The organism is Epilithonimonas sp. 33E (assembly GCF_059372615.1).
In genome coordinates, this window is sequence record NZ_CM182009.1 from 2410266 (window position 1) to 2429460 (window position 19195).

General features: G+C 36.9%; 13 protein-coding genes and 1 CRISPR repeat array (1 of these 14 running past the window's edge). Of the genes, 8 read left to right on the top strand and 5 right to left on the bottom strand.

All coding sequences use genetic code 11. From position 1 onward, the window contains the following. Positions 1 to 317 precede the first annotated feature (317 nt). From AC5P2S_RS11055 to AC5P2S_RS11065, 3 genes are all read left to right on the top strand, one after another. The gene (locus tag AC5P2S_RS11055) at positions 318 to 3212 is read left to right on the top strand and encodes a phage tail-like protein (protein ID WP_494554865.1); all 2895 of its coding nucleotides are present in this window, start codon (positions 318 to 320) and stop codon (positions 3210 to 3212) included. Positions 3213 to 3241: 29 nt separating this feature from the next. Continuing rightward, positions 3242 to 3823, top strand: a complete 582-nt coding sequence (locus AC5P2S_RS11060; RefSeq protein ID WP_494554866.1) for a phage tail-like protein — start codon at positions 3242 to 3244, stop codon at positions 3821 to 3823. 145 nt (positions 3824 to 3968) lie between these two features. Continuing rightward, positions 3969 to 4370 (top strand): hypothetical protein, encoded by a 402-nt coding sequence (locus tag AC5P2S_RS11065; RefSeq protein ID WP_494554867.1) that lies wholly within the window; start codon positions 3969 to 3971, stop codon positions 4368 to 4370. 222 nt (positions 4371 to 4592) lie between these two features. Here the strand turns inward: AC5P2S_RS11065 and AC5P2S_RS11070 are convergent, their stop codons facing one another. Then, the gene (locus AC5P2S_RS11070) at positions 4593 to 6908 is read right to left on the bottom strand and encodes a TonB-dependent receptor domain-containing protein (protein WP_494554868.1); all 2316 of its coding nucleotides are present in this window, start codon (positions 6906 to 6908) and stop codon (positions 4593 to 4595) included. 192 nt (positions 6909 to 7100) lie between these two features. On the opposite strand from AC5P2S_RS11070, the gene AC5P2S_RS11075 reads away from it, so the two are divergent. Then, the gene (locus tag AC5P2S_RS11075) at positions 7101 to 8789 is read left to right on the top strand and encodes a helix-turn-helix domain-containing protein (protein ID WP_494554869.1); all 1689 of its coding nucleotides are present in this window, start codon (positions 7101 to 7103) and stop codon (positions 8787 to 8789) included. A gap of 10 nt (positions 8790 to 8799) precedes the next feature. Here AC5P2S_RS11075 and AC5P2S_RS11080 read toward each other — a convergent pair whose 3' ends face one another. Then, positions 8800 to 11142, bottom strand: coding sequence for a TonB-dependent receptor domain-containing protein (locus AC5P2S_RS11080; RefSeq protein ID WP_494554870.1), 2343 nt, complete (start codon positions 11140 to 11142; stop codon positions 8800 to 8802). Positions 11143 to 11290: 148 nt separating this feature from the next. Between AC5P2S_RS11080 and AC5P2S_RS11085 the strand changes: the two genes are divergently transcribed. Then, positions 11291 to 11878 carry a Crp/Fnr family transcriptional regulator gene (locus AC5P2S_RS11085; protein ID WP_494554871.1) on the top strand — a complete coding sequence of 196 codons (588 nt, stop codon included), beginning with the start codon at positions 11291 to 11293 and terminating at the stop codon, positions 11876 to 11878. 54 nt (positions 11879 to 11932) lie between these two features. After that, positions 11933 to 12616 (top strand): MBL fold metallo-hydrolase, encoded by a 684-nt coding sequence (locus tag AC5P2S_RS11090; protein WP_494554872.1) that lies wholly within the window; start codon positions 11933 to 11935, stop codon positions 12614 to 12616. An 83-nt stretch (positions 12617 to 12699) separates the two neighbouring features. Here the strand turns inward: AC5P2S_RS11090 and AC5P2S_RS11095 are convergent, their stop codons facing one another. Continuing rightward, positions 12700 to 14934 carry a TonB-dependent receptor domain-containing protein gene (locus tag AC5P2S_RS11095; protein WP_494554873.1) on the bottom strand — a complete coding sequence of 745 codons (2235 nt, stop codon included), beginning with the start codon at positions 14932 to 14934 and terminating at the stop codon, positions 12700 to 12702. Positions 14935 to 15093: 159 nt separating this feature from the next. On the opposite strand from AC5P2S_RS11095, the gene AC5P2S_RS11100 reads away from it, so the two are divergent. Further along, positions 15094 to 15597, top strand: a complete 504-nt coding sequence (locus AC5P2S_RS11100; protein WP_494554874.1) for an ecotin family protein — start codon at positions 15094 to 15096, stop codon at positions 15595 to 15597. A 140-nt stretch (positions 15598 to 15737) separates the two neighbouring features. On the opposite strand, the gene AC5P2S_RS11105 is transcribed toward AC5P2S_RS11100, so the two are convergent. Both AC5P2S_RS11105 and AC5P2S_RS11110 read right to left on the bottom strand, forming a co-directional pair. Continuing rightward, a complete protein-coding gene (locus AC5P2S_RS11105; RefSeq protein WP_494554875.1) occupies positions 15738 to 16922 on the bottom strand; it encodes an FAD-dependent oxidoreductase in 1185 nt (394 codons plus the stop codon). After that, positions 16919 to 17401 carry a transposase gene (locus AC5P2S_RS11110; RefSeq protein ID WP_494554876.1) on the bottom strand — a complete coding sequence of 161 codons (483 nt, stop codon included), beginning with the start codon at positions 17399 to 17401 and terminating at the stop codon, positions 16919 to 16921. The genes AC5P2S_RS11105 and AC5P2S_RS11110 overlap by 4 nt, the downstream gene beginning before the upstream one ends. Positions 17402 to 17588: 187 nt before the next feature. Between AC5P2S_RS11110 and AC5P2S_RS11115 the strand changes: the two genes are divergently transcribed. Continuing rightward, complete coding sequence (locus AC5P2S_RS11115) at positions 17589 to 18563, top strand: helix-turn-helix domain-containing protein (RefSeq protein ID WP_494554877.1); 975 nt, start codon at positions 17589 to 17591, stop codon at positions 18561 to 18563. 106 nt (positions 18564 to 18669) lie between these two features. Further along, positions 18670 to 19195: a CRISPR direct-repeat array (repeat unit 47 nt; unit sequence GTTGTGAATTGCTTTCATTTATCCGTATCTTTGAGATACAACACAAC) (it continues 1906 nt past the right edge of the window).

Here is a 19195-nt window from a genome sequence, read left to right on the forward strand (position 1 = left end):
AGACTATTAAATTATTAAATCTTTATTAATAAATCTTTATCCTGATTCATTTTCCCGAATATGACCCGTCATTTTATTGCACACCCGCTTTTATAGCTGCTATTTTGCACCAGATTTTTTGACTTGCTGGAAACAGAATACAAATGATGGAAAAAAATCTAAAATGCTTTTCCCGACAATCTATCGGGAAAGTATTTTTTACATCAGCACATGAGAACAAGAATCAATATGCTTTTATAGCTGTTAATAACTAACAACACAAGATGACACGGAAAATTTTAAACTTTCTCAACAGAGGAAGGTTCATATACGCTGCTATGATCCTTCTTAATTGCAATCTTTTTTATGCTGAAGGCTCAAAAGATCTCTACCCCAGCGGTGTATCCGGAGGACGAGCTTTTTTATACAGCAATTCATATACAGCTGGTGGCACAACAATGGCTTCATGGCCATTCAAATCCGCAGGAACCCATTATGCATACGTTAAAGCGGGCGAAGTTATTCATGCGGCATCAAGTGCCCAAGGTAGCGGAAACGGCAGGATTATATTAACTGCGCCTGATGGCACCGTTTATACTTCTCCTAATAATACAACAGGACAGATTGGTAGCAGAACTGCAGAATTGGCAGGCCCCAGACTCCTGGCACAGGCAGCGGGATCTAACCGCTACTCCACTTTTAACAGAACAGCTTCAGCTAATCAGGCTGGTATCTGGAAAATCGAATTTACGCCGACTGGTGATGTAAATTCCTCCGCTACACCTTCCGTGACAAGTGTTGCTGCGGATGCTGCGTGGACACAGTCTGCAAATTCTGAACTAATAGCAGCTTGGGATGTCTCTGTGGAGTCATCGGGCTCGTGGATAGCTGGCAGAGTCTATTCCAATGTAATGAATCTTCATATCAGTAATGCCCAAAGTGGATTTTACGGACAGGTTTATGCTTTAACAAAAGATGGCTATATCTATAGAGTCAATAATAATGGCAATAACGGTGTTGGTTTTACATTTTTTGTGAATAATAGAGGTTTTATTTCTAATAATACTTCAACTTATAAAAGTATGGATTTTTCAAGCGGAATTTCCTCTTATGTACAAAGTCCTCTTAATGCCGATACTTCTACAGATATAACCCATAAAATATTCTACAGCCAGCCGGCATCCGATATGCCGGCGACAGCAACCGGCAGTGTACCCGGAAATGCCACTTGGCTTAAAACCACCGTAGTTGAGCCAACAGTGTTTAATGTTAGTCTCGTCGGTGCAGAAACAACACCGGGACAGGTCAGCAGCGTCAAAGGCGGCTATGTCAGGTTTAATGCTGCTGTACAGGGCTCATATACAATAACGATAGAAAGTGCCTCTACGCCGGCAACATTTGCAACAAGGACGCTTTCAGGAATTGCCACTGCAGGTAACAATAATGTATTCTGGGATGGAAAAGACGGTAATGGAAATAATCTTCCGCAAGGCAATCAGCCGATAAGACTCAAAGTACAACTGCGTGGTGCAGAAGTCCACTTCCCGTTTATTGATATGGAAATTAATCCTAACGGTATGGTACTTGAGCTTTTAAACGGTACCGATACTACTAATGAACGCTACCGCGTATACTGGGATGACAGTGATATTACAAGAACGACAACCAATAATCAAGGAAAAGGCTCTACTCCCGCCAATGCTAGTGTAAGTGGCTCATTAAGTGGACCAACAGGAACCGGAGGTCACATGTGGGGACAGCAAACCAATAATACCAGTCCTCTATCATCCGCAAATCTTGGAAATGGTTTTGGAAATGAAAAATCTATTGATACCTGGTCCTATATCAAAGGTCCAATTGCACAGTCTGAAACATCTGTCATTGTCAAAACAGCAGACCTGCAGGTTACGGCGGTAACCGCAGATAAAACAACTCTTGCTATTGCAGACCAGATTACCTACACAGTAAAAGTTAAAAATAATGGTCCCAGTGATGTCGAAAATGCACCTTTCACTTTTATAGTTCCTTCAGGATTTGATCCGCAATCTTTTACTTTTAGCGGTAATAATTGTGGTGGTGAGGCGGTAGCTGTTACATACAACGCTACAACACATACCTATTCCTCACAGCTTAATCTTCCAAATGGCTGTGAAATTACTTATACTTTTACAATGCTTGTAAGCAGTGCTGCAACACCAGGCCCTGTACAGGTTCAGGCTGCTATTCTAAGACCGAACGATGTAACGGATCCTGACGCTACTAATACAACACCGGGAGTCCCTCCTACCAGTGCGCAATATGAATGTGCCAATAACGGACTTGGTGGTGTTTGCAATAATATTGTTAATCATAACACGGTAACTTTCACACCTGGTGAAATTTGTACAGAACCTGTCAATGGTAACACATTTCAATGGAGCATTGCCGATTCATCAGGTCCATATGTTACCCAAAACATAACACAGCCTGCTTCCAATTACGGTTTTGTTTTTGACATTTATGAACTGGATAACTCATTCAACCTAAATATCAACGGTACATTAATAGCAGCCCAAGAACTTCAGTTCCAGTCGTCAGGTACATCAGGTATTAATGTCAGATTTGCAGACGGCTCTCAATATGAAATCAATACAACTCATAATGGATCAGCTGCTGATATATGGCAAATGCGAGGCAATGCAGCTAATCCGCTGATTCGTATCTCTATCAGCCCGGCGGGAGTTATTTCATTGTACGGCAGTAAGGCTTCATATGGTCCTCTTCAGCCGCTGGTGCTGACCAATGGCAATACATTGAACGCTATTACCTGGAATCATACAGGAACCAATAATATTACTGTGACACAAAATGTTGTTGGGCTTACTATCATGGACGGATATGGGTACGGACTTAACATTACTCCTTGTGCCTGCTATCGGCCTGCTATACTCACAGGTAACGGCCCGGATACCAAGATGGGGATCACACTTTTAAAAAGGGCTGGTGGCGATACAGCCGGGAACTGGCCGATGGCAAGAAAATCAGGGCATATTGCCTTAGAATCGAATAGCAAAGGTTTTGTGATTACCCGGTTGTCTACTGTTGAAATCCAGGGACAAACCAGCCCAACAGTCATTACACCAAAAATTACAAACCCTCAGGAAGGCATGATGGTTTATGATACTACAGCTAAATGTCTAAAAATCTATCATGACGGTATCTGGAGTTGCTTTAACAAACAAGCATGTCCATAGTGATGTTGTTAATTAAAAATAATTTAATAATGAAACTTTTATTTTCAATAATCGCCCTATCTCTATATTCCACAGCATTTTCACAAGTGATTATCGGCAATGCAGTAGGAACGGTGCCTGCCGGACAAAAAACTTCCGTTCTGCTGGAGTTCGCAGCAGGCCAAAATAAAGGTATTGTGCTGCCTTATTTACGAACACTTCCATCTGGGATTGGCCTTACAGAAGGCACCATTATTCTGGACGCCAGAGATGCAACCAAAGCAAAAATAAAATATTATAATGGCGTCACAGATATGCAATCTTCTGATGGATGGTTCGATCTCAGCAATGGTAATGCAGCTGACATCTCAACTGTAATAGCCACACAGCCTACTTCTGCGACTGTTACGGAAGATCTGGCAGCAAAAGTAATTATTGGCGCAGACAGTACTTCTGCAGATGGCGTTTTGGTTTTGGAATCAGACAGCAAAGCAATGGTTCTTCCTATGGTAAATAGTACTGATGACATTCCTGATCCCGCTCCGGGCATGATGGTTTATATCAACAAAGAAGGCGCAAAAAGGCTGGCCGTTTATAATGGTAGTATGTGGACATTCTGGAAAGCGCCTTAAGAAAGATAAATAATAAATAAAATATGGCTGGGCAGTGTTTTTTTAGAAGGTTAGAAATCTTATAATTTGTGTTTTTTCTGTCCAGCCTTTAATAAAGATGAAAGTCAGCAACAAAAAAAGTATTGAGAAATTAGGACTATTTTTAATGTTCATGCTAATACTGGATCTTACGCTTATCGGTATGCAATGGTTAATAGTCAGGCAACCAGACCAATTCATAATAACATTACTAATATTATTCATTGCATTGGTCATTTATATGACTAAGCTTAAGTACACTGAATTTGAAAATTCTGGGTTTGTTATATCGATAAAGAAAAAGCATCTATTGAATGGGAGTGGCTTTGTATTTCCTTTACTGGAATTTCCTTCAGAAATCATTAAAGACTGCAAACTCAAATCTCAAGTGATTTACCTTAAGGTTCTTAATTCTACAAACTCCAAAAAGAAAGTTCAGGTATTCAGAATAAGTTTAGCAGGATTTGATCCTAATGAACAAAAAGAAATATTGAATCAGATTCTCAATGACAAATCTAAACTTTATTAAGGTAATGGAACAAAAACCGGATCAAAATAACCCTGAACTGAATGTTAAAAGTATTCTATCAGATTATTACATAGCTCAAATCAAACCACTCCCGAAATAGTAAATAAGAAAATTCTAATCAAGCATTAATTGCACTTAGATAAATTTAAAACCAGACGTTTTAGCCATCTGGTTTTTTATTAGATTAATTAATTGAATTTATTAAAATGGAGATCTTGATATTTATAACCGGTCAGCACTTTCATTGACTGTCTTTTCTTTGTAATTGGATTTACCGATATTGCCTAGGTTGTATTTTAAAGTCAAAGATACTGTAGGTGTATTACCATAAAAAATACCTGTAGAAGCTATTTTTTTATAAGTCAATTTTTGAATGTAGTCCATTTGTTTGAAAATATCGTTATACCTTGCAGTAATATCAAGTCGGCCAAAACTCGCATTCAATCCCAGGTTTACCAGACACATTGCATTGTAATCAAAAATACCCTGCGTGCGTTTGGCGATGTATGAAGCATCAAGTAAAAAGCTGATATTTTTCCTGAAGCTATAACTGTTGTTGGTTGAGAAATAAATGTAAGGCGTGACTTTTCCGGAGATCGCCATAGCATCTTCGATCTTGTCAATATTAAGGCTAAGATTGTTCTGAGAAGTCCACTTTTTATAGACCAGTTCATAGTCTACACCCAGATTACCTCCAACTGCCCTGTCGAAATTAACAATTGTAAATGTTGATATATTCTTTTCTTCGTCAAATACCAACGTGTACCCCATAGGATTTTTATCTTCATAAAGAGAAGCGGTTAATGACCATTTTTTCAATTTGGCATTCAGTGCCAGTGTATTGGAGTATGATGGTAGCAAGAATGGATTTCCTCTGTACTCGATGTAAGGGCTTCCGTACAATCCTCCTGACGAAAGATTACCATAACTAGGTCTTGTAATACTTCTCCGATAATCCAGGCTATAGTTAAAATTCTCATTAGGCTCAAAACTCAGCTGAGCGGACGGAAACCAATCAGTATAGTCTCGCATTATGTTATCCGCCTCTGTAAATTTATTTTTTCCCTTGGCAATGGTATTTTCCATTCTGACACCACCCTTCAGAGCAAATTTTTTCAAAATGATATCCAGATTAACATAAGTTGCCGTATTCGATTCTTGAAAGTGATATTCCAAATGTCCCAACTCCTGGGTATTGGCAAACCGGGTGGTATTATCTGTCAATGTTTCGGCGCTGTTATAGCTGCCTCCAAGTTCCAGTTTCAACAGATCTGAAAACTTCTTCTCTATATCCATTCGTCCGGAATAGACATTCCCTGAATAGAGCTGATGCCGAAACTGTCTGAATTCAAAACCTGAAAAATCCCTGTTATCATAAAAATCGTATTTGACATTGTCGCTCTCTCTTTTATACTGGAAACCTGTGAAAATACTGGCATTTAATTTTGGAAGATTTTTATTGAAATTAAACATCGCATTGATCGTTGTTCGATTCCTGTCCTGCCTGTTCATCGTCTGTACATTGGAACGTATCATATCCTCGGTATAATTTGTAATCGTATTATTATCGCCTTTATCCGGTCGCATATTGCTGTTGAGAGCCATAGAAATATAATCTCCGTCATTGTCTAATTCCTGATAGAAATTGGCTCCAAAGATCAACTGTGGACGCTTGGTGATGGATTTTATCACATAGTCTGAGGTAATTGCTTTTGTATCGACCTTATAATCAAAGCCGTTACTCTCCCAATGATTGATCTGGTTATAGGAAGCATTTAGTTTCCATTCAGATTTATTTTTCTTTGCCTGGTAATTGGCTGAGAGATAATTGCTGTATTTCTTTTGGAACATCGCTGTTTCTGTCAAAGTTAATTTCTGGCCGTCTTTTTTGCTTTTTTTAAGGTTGATCTTTATAACAGCTTTGCCTTCAGCTTCATATTTGATCGATGGATTTCGGATCAGTTCTACTGACTTGATATCATCTACGGAAAGCGAACTTACGACGGAAAAATCAACTCTCTGATTATCGATATATAATAAGGGAACGCCTTTGCCAACAAATGAGAGACCTTCACCATTGGAATCAATTCTTACAAAAGGAAGCCTGGATAACAGATCTGTAGAATTTGCCACTTTGCTCAGGGCTGAATTGGTAATATCGATGTTTAGATTGCCATTCTGAACTTTTACATTATTTCTGTTTTTAATGATCTTCAGTTCTTCCAGCTCAGTCACATCAGAATTGAAAATGATTTTGGTCCTGTAATCTGAGTTTAAAGTAAAGATCGGCTCATTCTGTATCCTGGAATGGCTAATGATCTGGATGTAATAACTATTGACATCAACATCTTTGAATTCAAATGTACCGTATTGCGAAACAGTGGTCTTGACCAAATGATTTTGATTATCGAATAAATTAACTTCAGACAACTCAAGTCTTTGATTTTTCTGATCCACGATCTCACCTGAAATGCTGAAACGGGTCTGAGCAGTAATACCAATCGAAAACAGGCAAAGAAGCATAATAATGCTTTTCATACTAACAATAATTTTTGCCAAAAATAGCTTCCGGTATCAAATCACCGAAACATTTGACGTCCCAATTGATGAATTAAGACCACTCTAAGGTCCTGATCTTTCAATTTGTAGAATAGCTGCCAGTCGTATTTCATCTATCATCTGAACTTCCTTGGAAAAATAGTTTATTTTTGTATGTAATAACTTTTAGAGATGAAATTATTCAACAAGTTTCTAATTTTCTTTTCTTTTCTGGTGCTCGGTTTGGTTTGGGAAAAAGCTGTTCCGGAAAAGGATTATACTGCTTTGAGACAACAATACATTTCTTTGCAGGAAAATGACGCTGCAGCTTTTGACAATGGTCTGGATGCTTTTATTGCTAAAGCCATAAAAGAAAAAAATTACGAAAAGATGGCTCAGGGATATGATGATGCTATCTTTTTCATCTCTGACAGAAATCAAAAATTGAATTATGCCAATGAAGCCATTAAGAATGCATTAATTTCCAAAAACAAGGATACGATCGGCAGTGCTTATCTCAGGAAAGGTGTTATTTATTATAATCATTTCAGACAATTCAAAAAAGCACTAAACGAATATTTGCTGGCTTACAGATATTTAGAAAGTTCAAATAATAAAGTCTTGACTCATCAAAATCTCTATCATATCGCTGAGATGAAAGCTTATCTGGGTTATAATGAAGAAGCTCTGCTTCTATTCAAAAAATGTCTGGCTTTCTTTGGTAATGATCATAAGAAGTCGGAATCTTACTCAAAAGATTATCTGAATAGCCTGCACCAGATCATAGTATGCTTTCAGAAACTGGATCAATTCCAAAAAGCCGATACCTATCTCACAAAAGCACAATATATAGAAAAAGATGCGGGCAACACATTACAAAAAAGTTTATTTTATAAGTCCAAAGGCATATCAGAGCTGCATCGGGGTAATTATCAATCAGCAGGAAATTATTTTGAAAAAGCACTTCCGGTATTAATTTCGCACAACGATTTCATCAATATTTCTATCATCCATTTTTATCAAGGTCTTCTGTTTGATAAAGAAAATCAAAAGCATCTGGCTTTAGAATCTTTCAAAAAAGTAGATTCTATTTTCAACAGACATCAATTTGTTCTGCCCGAAGTCCGACCAGCCTTCGAATATCTTTTGAAAAACGAACAGAGCAAAATGGATGTGAAAAACGAATTATATTATACAAGGCAACTCCTAAAAGTGGACGGAAATTTAAATGAAAATTTCCAATATCTATCCGGTAAAATTCACAAAGAATATGATAGACATTCGCTCGAAGTACAGCAGCAACTGTTAAGAGATCAGGAGACAAGGACTTTGTACATACTGCTTTTTGTGGCTATATTATTGGTATTTTCCGTGATATTCGGGGTTTATAAATTACTGGAGCATCGCCGTTCCAGACGGGAGTATTTTACATTAAAAAATCAGTTGCAACAGATGGAAAATGAACTGAATGCTATAAAGGATATTGCTTCTGAACCACTTGAAAAACCAAAGCTCCAAATACCCAAAGATATTACAGAGCAGATCTTACTGAAATTAGAGATATTCGAAAAAGAACAAGGCTTTTTACAAAAAGGCCTGACACAGCAGAAACTGGCTTCTCAGCTACAAACTAACGTTAATTATCTCTCACAGGTGATCAACGAATACAAAGGCTCTAATTTCAATAAGTATCTTGGCACGTTGAGAATTGGTTATATCACAGAACAGTTGCATAAAAACAGTGTATTTAGAAAATACAGTGTAGAGACCTTAGCTCATGAATGTGGTATTGCTTCCAGACAAAACTTTTCTGATCTTTTCTTTGATATCAACGGCATAAGACCTACAGATTTTATCCGTGATCTCAAAACAACAATTTAACAAATAAATCTTAGTTCGCCCTATTCTTTTCATCAAATGTCATCTGTCGCCCTACTGTTTTTATCTTTCGGTTTCCAAAATTATACGTGAGTGAGACAGACAGGTTTCTGCCATCGTAATAGTTATCAAAATAATGGGTGGAATCTACATAATAGATCTCGCCATGACTCTTGCCCTGCCTGAAAATATCAGAAACATAGATATTCATCAGAAGATCTTTGTTCATCAAGTTTAATTTCAACCCAGCCGTAAAATTACCGACAAAATAGGAATAGGTATTCCCAATGCTGGAAGGCACACGGAACCAATAATTCATCAGGAGTTGTACGCTTTTATCTTTGGTCAATGAAAAATTGTTTCTGATATCAAAACTGCTGCTATTACCTTTTCGGGATTCGGCATCAGTGGCAAAAACCTGTGTTTTCATATAAGACAGATCTGCGGAGTAGCTGGCTTCCCAAAAATTAAAGAAAGTATCTGAATAATTCAGAGAAATGCCTGTACTGTTTTTGTTGAAGAAGTTGTAAAAATTACTCGTCTTATTCTCACCTTCCAGAATAACCAGCTGGGCAAAGGCATTCAGTTCCCGCTGGAAGTAAGTGGAAACAGAAAATCTTCCTTTATATAGGTATGACAATTCAAAATTATGATTGACTGATGGGTTCAGAGCAGGATTTCCTGAATAGTAGGAATTGATGTTCGTGTACCATCGAAAAGGATTAAGTGCGCGGAATCCCGGCCTGTTGATACGCTTGGAATAATTAATATTGAAAGTATTATTGTCATTGGCTTTATAAGTCAGGTAAGCTGTAGGAAAAAACTTGCCATAGGAATTTTCCGAACTCTGACCTGATGAAACAGAGTTTCCGGTGATGGTGGAATATTCATACCTTAGCCCGGCTTTTACAGTCCATTTTTCGCCGAGTTGTCGTTCCATTCCTACATAGGCAGCATAATTTTTTTCATTATAATTGAAAAGATCGCTCTTTAGGGGATCAGTCACATAATCCTGGCCGATAAAATTTTGGTATTGCAGATCTGAATTGTTATCAAAATTGGTAAATTTAATTCCGGCTTCTGTCTTTGCAAATTCAAATGGCAGCGTAAGATCGGCCTGACCGGAATAGATCTTATAATCCAATTCAGACGGTGTTCTTACGACATAGGAATTAGCAGAATTATCCTGAGTGGTAAAATCGATATTGCTACTCGGTGTGTTAGAGAAATAGTTACCTGTTATGCTGAGCTTATTGCTCCGTTTCCCAAACTTAATATCATAATAGGCACTTACCGTGGCTTGCCTGTTGTCATTGCGGTGCTCTGCATAAGTAGATAAGGTATTTGTGTAGTTTTGATTCTGGAAATAATCCGAAGTGTTCATGATATCCATTCCTGATTTTCCGGATCCGTAGTCAATTACAAATCCAAGGCCGGACTTACTATTGATCTCATAATCTGAACTGAAGTTGAGGCCTGTACCTTTCCAGAAATCTCTTCTGTCATCAGCACTTTTCAGACCATCTGAGCCAACAATTCTGTAATTTTCATAAGAATGCTTCTGGCTGTCATATTGCCTTAGTTTTAATGAAGACCTTAATTTTTCATTCTGATAATTTACAGTTACAGAGTTCGAATTGCCCGTATAAGTGGTCTGAAACAGACTTGTGGTGAGACTTCCATTCCACCCCAGATTTTGATTTTTCTTCAGTACGATATTGATGAGACCGCTATTTCCCTGCGCCTCATATTTAGCCGGCGGTGCTGTGATAACTTCTATTTTTTCAATATTTTCCGATCGAAGACTTCTGAGATAGTTGATAAGTTCAGACCCGGAAAGGTTCAGCATACGTTCATTGACCATAACCGCCACACCGCTTTTCCCGACCATTGTTATCCCCGCATTTTCATCTACTTTGATCTGTGGTGTCGTATCTAATGCCTGTACACCGTCCATACCTTGTGATGCTGCGGAATTAGACAAATTAAAGATCAGACGGTCCGCCTTTCTCTCGATCAGCTTTTTCCTGGCTGTTACGGTTACACCTTCAATTTGCTTCTCGTTCACTTCTGGAATCAATAAGTCATAAGCTGTATTACCATTAACCTTTACTTCTGCCTTATAGAGTGTATTTCCGTCATATATGCATTCAATAGTATAGATTCCGTTTTCAACAAGTTTTAAATCGAAATGACCTTTTTCATCCGAGATTGTTGATTGTTTGTACTGATCTTTTCTGGCAATGATCTCTGCAGAAGAGATGGTGCTTTTTGATTTTTTGACTGTTCCGTTGATACTTTGCGATAAAGCAAATAAAGGCATCAGCAGTAAAACTGACGATGTTGTTTTCAGCATGGTTGTCATTTGAAGTTGTTCTATAATGACAATCTTAATCTGTATTTTATTACATTGCAGTCTTAATGTATAATAATTCTTAGATTTGAATCTTGGATTTGGTGTCTAACATTATACGGTTAGACGAAATAAAGATGAAAATTGCAAAATGACTAACGTACTTGAAAATTATTTATCCTCAACAGGAGTATTATCAGCCGACGAAATCAAATTTTCTTCGCAATTCTTCCAACTGGTCCGCTTAAAAAAGGGTGATTTTTTTATTCGCGAAGATGAGTTCTGCCGTCATATTGGATTTATTGCCAGTGGCGCTGTGAAAGCATATGCAACTGACAAGGATGGAAAGGAAAATATAACCTGCTTCAAGTTTGAGAATGAATTTATGACTTCGTTTCCGGAATTTGTAGCGCAGGAAAAATCAAAAAGGAATATAAGAGCAATAGAAGATAGCATAATCTACAGGATAAGCTACCCGGATTATCAGTTTCTGCTTGGTAAGGTTACCGCTTGGCACGGAGTTATAAAATCGGTAATGGAAAAAGAGTATAACCAAAAAGAACGTTATTTGCTGAATTACAACAATAAGTCAGTTGTAGATAAGTATCTTCATGTTCTGTCCAACGAATCAATGCTCATCAAGCGCACATCAACACAGGATCTGGCATCATATCTGGGCGTTACACAACGATCGCTTACACGCGCAAAAGGACAAATACATCTAACGAAAGCATTATAGGACAAATGTCCTAGTACAGCCATAAGCAGCAATGTAGATTTGCACAAAAAATCTATGCTAAATCGAATTGCTCCTAAAGTTTACCAGATATCACTAATGCCACGAAACAGCATTAACTGCTATATCATTGAAGGCGTATTGGTAGACTCGGGAATACGAAGTTCTTATAGTGCTATAAAGAAAGCTATTCAGAAAATCCCCGTTTATCAGCATGTATTGACACATGCGCATGCAGACCATCAGGGCTGCAGCGATCAGATATGTGCAGAATTTGAGATACCATTAATCTGCCATCCTAACGAAGTTTTCAGGACAGAAACAGGCATGGTAACGACAGATTATCCAACTCCGCAACATTGGATAGCAAAGCTTCAGCAAAAGTATTGGGCAGGCCAGGGACATAAAGTCGACCGGACAATCATTGAAAATGACAGGATCGGAAACTTTCGGGTAATAGAGACTCCCGGACATTCGGCAGGTCATATTTCTTTATTTCGTGAGCGGGATGGTGTGCTTATAATCGGGGATGCAGCAATAAATATGAATCTGCTTACGACGGCAACCGGCCTGCGACTTCCGCCAAATATATTCACTTCGGATCAGCAACAGAATATCAAATCACTTCAAAAATTAGCAAAACTCAACCCTGCTATTATCTGCTTCGGTCACGGGCCGGTCATGCGAAATACCGATCGGGAGTTCGAACGATTTGTGGCTAAATGCAGCGCGGCAATTTAAATATAGATCGTGCTGGATACATAATTAAAAATAATTTGTAATATATGAATTGATGAGAAATTAATAGTATAATTAAAATTCTCTTACATTGGTTCGTTTAAGAAATCCTTATTTATATCCTTTTCCTTTTTCAGTTCTGTTTTACCAAATTTATAACTAAAGCTGAGCCCAAAAGAACGGAATGGTAATTGTCGAACTGAGTAAGAATCATAATCACCGGTAATAACCGTTGTAACCTGTCTAATATATTTATTAAAAGGATTGGTCATTGTGAATCCTATGCTGGCTTTTTTATTCCAAAACATTTTTCTGCCCGCTAATGTATAAGTAATGGACTGAGGATTTTTTCCCTGAATATTTTTTGCTGCTGAATTATAATTTCCGAAAGCTTCTAAAATATAATCATTGGCAAACTGGTAATTTAGATTTAAATTCAGACGATATCGGAATCCCATATCAATATTGCCGAAGTAATCACTGACGATATATCGATGAAACGCCATAAAATTACCCCGCACATTGAGCTTGTTATTGCAAAATGGCAAAGAAGCGGTAATGATACCTCCTGAATTATATTCTTTCCCTACATTTTTCCTTGAAGTAACAGACACATCATTGTACTCTACTCCATTTGCTGTAAATACCGGGTAAAATGTTGTGATTTGTTTTAAATCCTGAGTGTTTATTCTCTCAGTCAGCGTTATAGAAATATTACCTCCGTTATCGAAATTTTTGCTATATCCGAATTCCATATTATTTCCTATCTCAGGTTTTAATGCCGGATTTCCCGTAGTAATATTGTGAGGATCGCTGATATTCAAAAACGGGTTAAGCTCAGCATATTCAGGTCTTTCTACTCTTCTGCTGTAAGCAAGTTTTAAGGTTCCGTTATTATTAAATTTATGTGACAAAATCAAGGATGGGACCAATAAACTATACGAGGGTATATGAGTTCCCGGAAAATCTATTTTTAAAGTGGTAAACTCATATCTTGCCCCTGCTCTTACATCAAGCCAATTATAAAATTTAAATGAAGAAGAGAAATAGGCCGCATACACCCCCATATCGTAATTCAAATGATAGGACTGAAGAGGATCTGGTTCATATTGATTTGACAAAGTATTATAAACATGGACGTCAGTCGAATTGGTGATATGCTGAAAAATGGTTTTAGCCCCCATTTCAAATGTAATATTATCTGATACAGGATGCACATAGTCTATAGAAATATTATGGCTGTTATCTGTTCCCGGATTATTAGCAGAAATTCCATTGTATGGGAAAACTGTACCGTTAAGACTTTGGGTTTGGATATAGCCGCTTTCAGGAGTGCCATAACTAACAACATAGTCTGCTGTTAATTCCTGACCTTCTTTTTGGAAAGTTTTTCTGTAACTTAAACTTCCGTCAATGGAACTTACTGTTGAGCGATTATAAGAATTTCTGTAACCCAATATAGATTCAAAAGATGAATCTGAAAAATCTGTAATATATTGCTCCTGATTAATAAAACCTACATTTTTATTACTAAAGTTGTTGTAAGATATCGATCCGCTAATCGTATTTTCTTTGTTGATGGACCAATCGAAACCGAGTCCCGTCCTATAACCATGCCTTTGAAAATCCGTGTAGCCGTCCTGCAGCAATCTTGTTTGGGAATTTCCCTGAATATCTTTCGATAATCTCTCCTGTGAAAAAGGCGTTCGGGATTTTAATTGAGCATTCCCGCTAAAAAATGCATTCATACTGAAATTATTATTTCTATAACTCAAATTTAGAGATCCCGTCTCAAACCTTGTTCCTGCAGATGCATTGATAATTCCGTTAATCCCTTTTACCTTGGTTTCATTCAGGATAATATTGATAATGCCTCCTGTGCCTTGTGCATCGTATTTTGACCCGGGACTTGTAACGGCTTCAATACTTTTGATCTGGCCGGCAGGAATTGAAGCCAAAGCATCTGCCAAACTGTTGCCGAAAATGCTTGATGGCTTGCCGTTAATTAAAAATCTTATGTTTGGATTGCCTTGTAATTCCACATTGCCATCCGCGTCAACAGTTACCTGAGGAACCTTTCTCAGTACATCGATTGCAGCTCCGTTCTGTGATGTGAGATCATTAGCGACATTGTAGACTATTTTATCAATTTTGTTTTCCACAACAGCCTTTTTACCACTAATAATGACTTCCTGAATAGTTTTTACTTTATCGGTTTTTAAAGTGTCGTTTTCCTTCTTTCCTGCTAAGTCAGTTTTTTTACTTTGAGCATTTACGAATATGGTGGATATTACTGTTAAAAGAACCGGTATTTGCTTCACAATCTTATTTTAAGACACAAAATTGAGATACAAATTCGAATAAATCCTGAATTCTATTCGAAGTAAGATAAAAATCCTGCTTGCATCAGACAAGTGATTAATATCATATTTTCATTTATTGGCACATTAATTGAGAATTATTTCCCAAATTTTAAAAATATGATTAAAACAACACAATTTACAAAGGCAATTTTTATTTTTTTAACAGCATTATTTAGTAGCAGTTTTACTGCTCAGACTTTCATTAAAGTAAATACAGATATTTTTCCAAAAGCCGAGAAAAATCAGAAGAAAGTGGTCATAGATGTACCTTATTCTACAACAGATGCTAATAAGAAAATAGAAATCTTTGTTGGAAAAGATATGGAAACTGACAAATGTAACCAATATAGCCTTTCCGGAAGTTTTGTGAAGAAAGATCTGAAAGGTTGGGGATATGATTATCTGGTTTTTAACTCAAACGGGAATGCGGTTTCAACCATGAAGGCATGTCTGGAACCAGGAAAAAAAGTACAGTTTGTTTATGCACAAGGATATCTTACTGATTATAATGGTCGTATGCCGATTGTTATATACATTCCGGAAGGCTTCAGTGTAAAGTACAAAATCTACAAGGCAGACTCCGAATGGTATGAAGCTCCTGAAGTATCAGAAAAAAAGTAATATTCCAACCAACACAAAAATTTGGTAAAAATATCAATCAATTTTCAATATTTAAAAGCAGTTCGAATTATTTTGAACTGCTTTTATTTTGAGAGCTTAAATGTTTACGAGTGCTTATCAAAATGCATTTACAATAATAATTATGATTTATTATTGTTGTAATAATTCCAGCCATAAATCCAGTCAAGTTGCCGAATTTGCTTACCGATGAAAAAGCCAATGAAGCGGTCACGAAGCCACGCTGCTATTGGATTCGTTTTGGTTTTAGTATCACCTACTTTTCTGGCACTTTTTATTACTTTCTCCACTCTGGACTGGCGTTCGGATTGAAAAATCTGAAATGCAGTTCCATAGTCTTTATGTAATTTTAATAACTCAGCAATGACGACTGTGTCTTCCAATGCCAATGATGCTCCCTGTCCAATATGTGGAGAAATACCATGTGCAGCATCTCCGATAAGGCAAACTCTGCCTTTATACCAACGTGAAAGCTTCGGTAAATCATACACAGGATATGCAATAATCTCGTGACTGTTTCTGATTATTTTGGAGAATAATGGGTCATCATTTTTATGAACGTTTACCAAATGGTCCTGAATTTCAATTTTTAATGTATTTTCTATTTCGTATGGCTTTGGTTGCTGTTCTCTGAAATAGTTGTTAAACCACCAAACCTCACCTTGGTCAGAAACCGAATAAGCAAAGAACCCTCTTTCGCCGAAGGTCATCCGAATTGAATCCAACGGTTTTGAAAGCTCAGGAATCTTTGCGTAACCACCAGTAGAAATGAGTTTTGTATATTGAATTGCGGAAACGTCCGGAAATAATTGACTTCTAACCTCAGAAAACATCCCGTCACAACCGATCATAATATCAGCAGCAGCTGAAGTTCCATCAGCAAAATATGCGATTACCTGCTCATTTGTTTCATGATACTTAATAAACTTTTTATCATAAGATATTTTTATACCTGCTGCTTTTGCCGCTATCCGAGCATATTTATTGAGATTCGATCTTTTAATCTGAATGGTCTCAACACCATATTGTTCCTTTTGGTAAGCTGTTCCCAGTTCGGCTATCTGTTTTCCTTTGGAATTAAAAAATTTCATTGAGCCAGGAGTATAATCTTCTTTGAGTAGCTTTAAATCAATAAACTCTTTTAATACATTCAGTCCATTAGGAGTAAGACCTAAAAAAGCGCCTTCTTTTGTGTTGTCTTCTGATCTCGATTCAAATATTTCAGAGTCAAATCCTATTTTTTTTAGTTGTAAAGCCAGTATTGGTCCTGCCACACCTGCACCTATGATGATTGCTTTTTTATTCATTGTTTTTCTTTAATTTTTAATCCGGGTATTAGTAAAAAATTAAGCATAAAAAATATTGCCATTCTCAGATAATTCAGATTGCGCCATTGAGCGGCTTTTTCCTGTAAGAATATATCAACAGTATTGCTATACGGTAATTGCTGGAACTCCATGATTGTCGGGGCAAAATACAGTAATGTCCAAACCCTCACTGCAATATGCCCAGCCAAAACCAGTAAAATTAAATTTCTGCGTTTCCTGATCTTCCAGTTAAAAATTAAAGCTGCAATACATATTAATTCAAGTATGCAATGTGTTATTATCCAGAATGCCTTAAAATCCAATCCATAAGGTTTTTGAAAAAAGATTAATGAAGAAGGCGGAGCTGCAGTCCACGCAGGAACCATCAAAACGGTTTCCCACAATTGTGCTCCATTCATTATAAAGTAAGCACAAATCGCATAGAATAACCATTTGGTAGCGTTTGAGAATTGGTACATATTATCCATATTTAAAAGATTGATATTAATGCTATGTTTTTTATGATCGTTTTCGAGGTCAATAGACTATGGAATTTTTTCTAACTTTGATTCTGTTTAATCTTGCATAACCTCACGGTACAAAATTATTTTCTGATCAAAAGATGAGGTTACAAAAAAAGGAATTAAACTGGCAAAATAGGGAGCTATGGGATTTGAGTTAAGAAATGATGAAAAGGCTTTTAAAATGGCCTTGGAAGAAAATAACTTTAGTAATCAGGATTTTAAAGAAGATGTCTTTAAGATCAACATCCCTTTTGGACAATTAACTGCCAAACAATGGCTTTTTGATGGCATCAAGATTTTATATTCCGAAACTGATCTTGATAAACCAACAGAACTGGATTGGAAAGGAGATTCGGAATTAGTAACTATGCATTTTAATTTGCAGGGCAGAACTTCAATACAGCAGGATGGAATGAGCAATTCCTTTGCATTGAGCACGAACCAGCATAATTTGTTCTATGGCACGAGCGCTGAAGGCAAGATGAAAGTTGACGGATTGCGGATGAAATCATTTATGATTCAGTTTTCAAAAGATTCTTTTTTGAAAATATCCAAAGACGGGAATGAATCCCTTAAACTGTTTTCGGACAAAATAATCTTGGGAATGCCTGTTGCTTTTTCAAATTCTAATCTGAATATAGATCTGCCTTTACAAACCTGCATTAATTCTATTTTGAATTGTGATTATACAAATGGCTTAAAAAGATTATTCCTTCTTTCAAAAACAATTGAGTTACTTGTTTTACAGGCAGAATCGTTTAATAGTTTTCAAAATTCAGCATCTGCATATATCAAATCTGATTACGACAAAGAACGAATCGTATTTGCCCGTGATTATCTGGTCAAAAATATGGAATCACCACCAACATTGGTAGAATTGGCAAAAATAACAGGGCTAAATGAATACAAACTGAAACGAGGCTTCAAAGAAGTGTTTAATCAAACAGCTTTTTCTTATTTGTCTGATTTACGTTTGGAACTGGCAAAAAATAATTTGCTTGAAGGCAAAAAACAAGCTACTGAAATAGCGTTTGAATTGGGTTACTGTTCATTACAGCATTTTAGCAGTGCATTCAGGAAAAAATTTGGCATTACTCCGAGCCAGGTGAGACGTTAAATAATAACAAAGTAAATTTCTTAAACATTGACACTATATCATAAAGTGCGTACGTATCTTTGAGATACAACACAACAATGATGCGCTTACAACTCTTCAGTTACAGGTTGTGAATTGCTTTCATTTATCAGTATCTTTGAGATACAACACAACGTACGAAGCTGATAAGCTGAATAAGCCGCCGTTGTGAATTGCTTTCATTTATCAGTATCTTTGAGATACAACACAACCCGATGTCAGACGCTCCAAGACCACGAGTTGTTGTGAATTGCTTTCATTTATCAGTATCTTTGAGATACAACACAACTCGCAAGTCCGTTATTCCCCCAACGAGTGGGTTGTGAATTGCTTTCATTTATCCGTATCTTTGAGATACAACACAACAATCGTGAACTTACATAATGCCGTGATGGCGTTGTGAATTGCTTTCATTTATCCGTATCTTTGAGATACAACACAACATAATATATATTGTTACATCGGAGTTATAAGTTGTGAATTGCTTTCATTTATCCGTATCTTTGAGATACAACACAACAATCGTGAACTTACATAATGCCGTGATGGCGTTGTGAATTGCTTTCATTTATCCGTATCTTTGAGATACAACACAACATAATATATATTGTTAC

Coding starts and splice junctions, on each gene's coding strand:
- AC5P2S_RS11070 (WP_494554868.1), bottom strand. CDS start 6,908: ATGAAAAGCATTATTATGCTTCTTTGCCTGTTTTCGATTGGTATTACT.
- AC5P2S_RS11080 (WP_494554870.1), bottom strand. CDS start 11,142: ATGCTGAAAACAACATCGTCAGTTTTACTGCTGATGCCTTTATTTGCT.
- AC5P2S_RS11090 (WP_494554872.1), top strand. CDS start 11,933: ATGCTAAATCGAATTGCTCCTAAAGTTTACCAGATATCACTAATGCCA.
- AC5P2S_RS11110 (WP_494554876.1), bottom strand. CDS start 17,401: ATGTACCAATTCTCAAACGCTACCAAATGGTTATTCTATGCGATTTGT.
- AC5P2S_RS11055 (WP_494554865.1), top strand. CDS start 318: ATGATCCTTCTTAATTGCAATCTTTTTTATGCTGAAGGCTCAAAAGAT.
- AC5P2S_RS11065 (WP_494554867.1), top strand. CDS start 3,969: ATGTTCATGCTAATACTGGATCTTACGCTTATCGGTATGCAATGGTTA.
- AC5P2S_RS11075 (WP_494554869.1), top strand. CDS start 7,101: ATGAAATTATTCAACAAGTTTCTAATTTTCTTTTCTTTTCTGGTGCTC.
- AC5P2S_RS11105 (WP_494554875.1), bottom strand. CDS start 16,922: ATGAATAAAAAAGCAATCATCATAGGTGCAGGTGTGGCAGGACCAATA.
- AC5P2S_RS11085 (WP_494554871.1), top strand. CDS start 11,291: ATGACTAACGTACTTGAAAATTATTTATCCTCAACAGGAGTATTATCA.
- AC5P2S_RS11100 (WP_494554874.1), top strand. CDS start 15,094: ATGATTAAAACAACACAATTTACAAAGGCAATTTTTATTTTTTTAACA.
- AC5P2S_RS11060 (WP_494554866.1), top strand. CDS start 3,242: ATGAAACTTTTATTTTCAATAATCGCCCTATCTCTATATTCCACAGCA.
- AC5P2S_RS11115 (WP_494554877.1), top strand. CDS start 17,589: ATGGGATTTGAGTTAAGAAATGATGAAAAGGCTTTTAAAATGGCCTTG.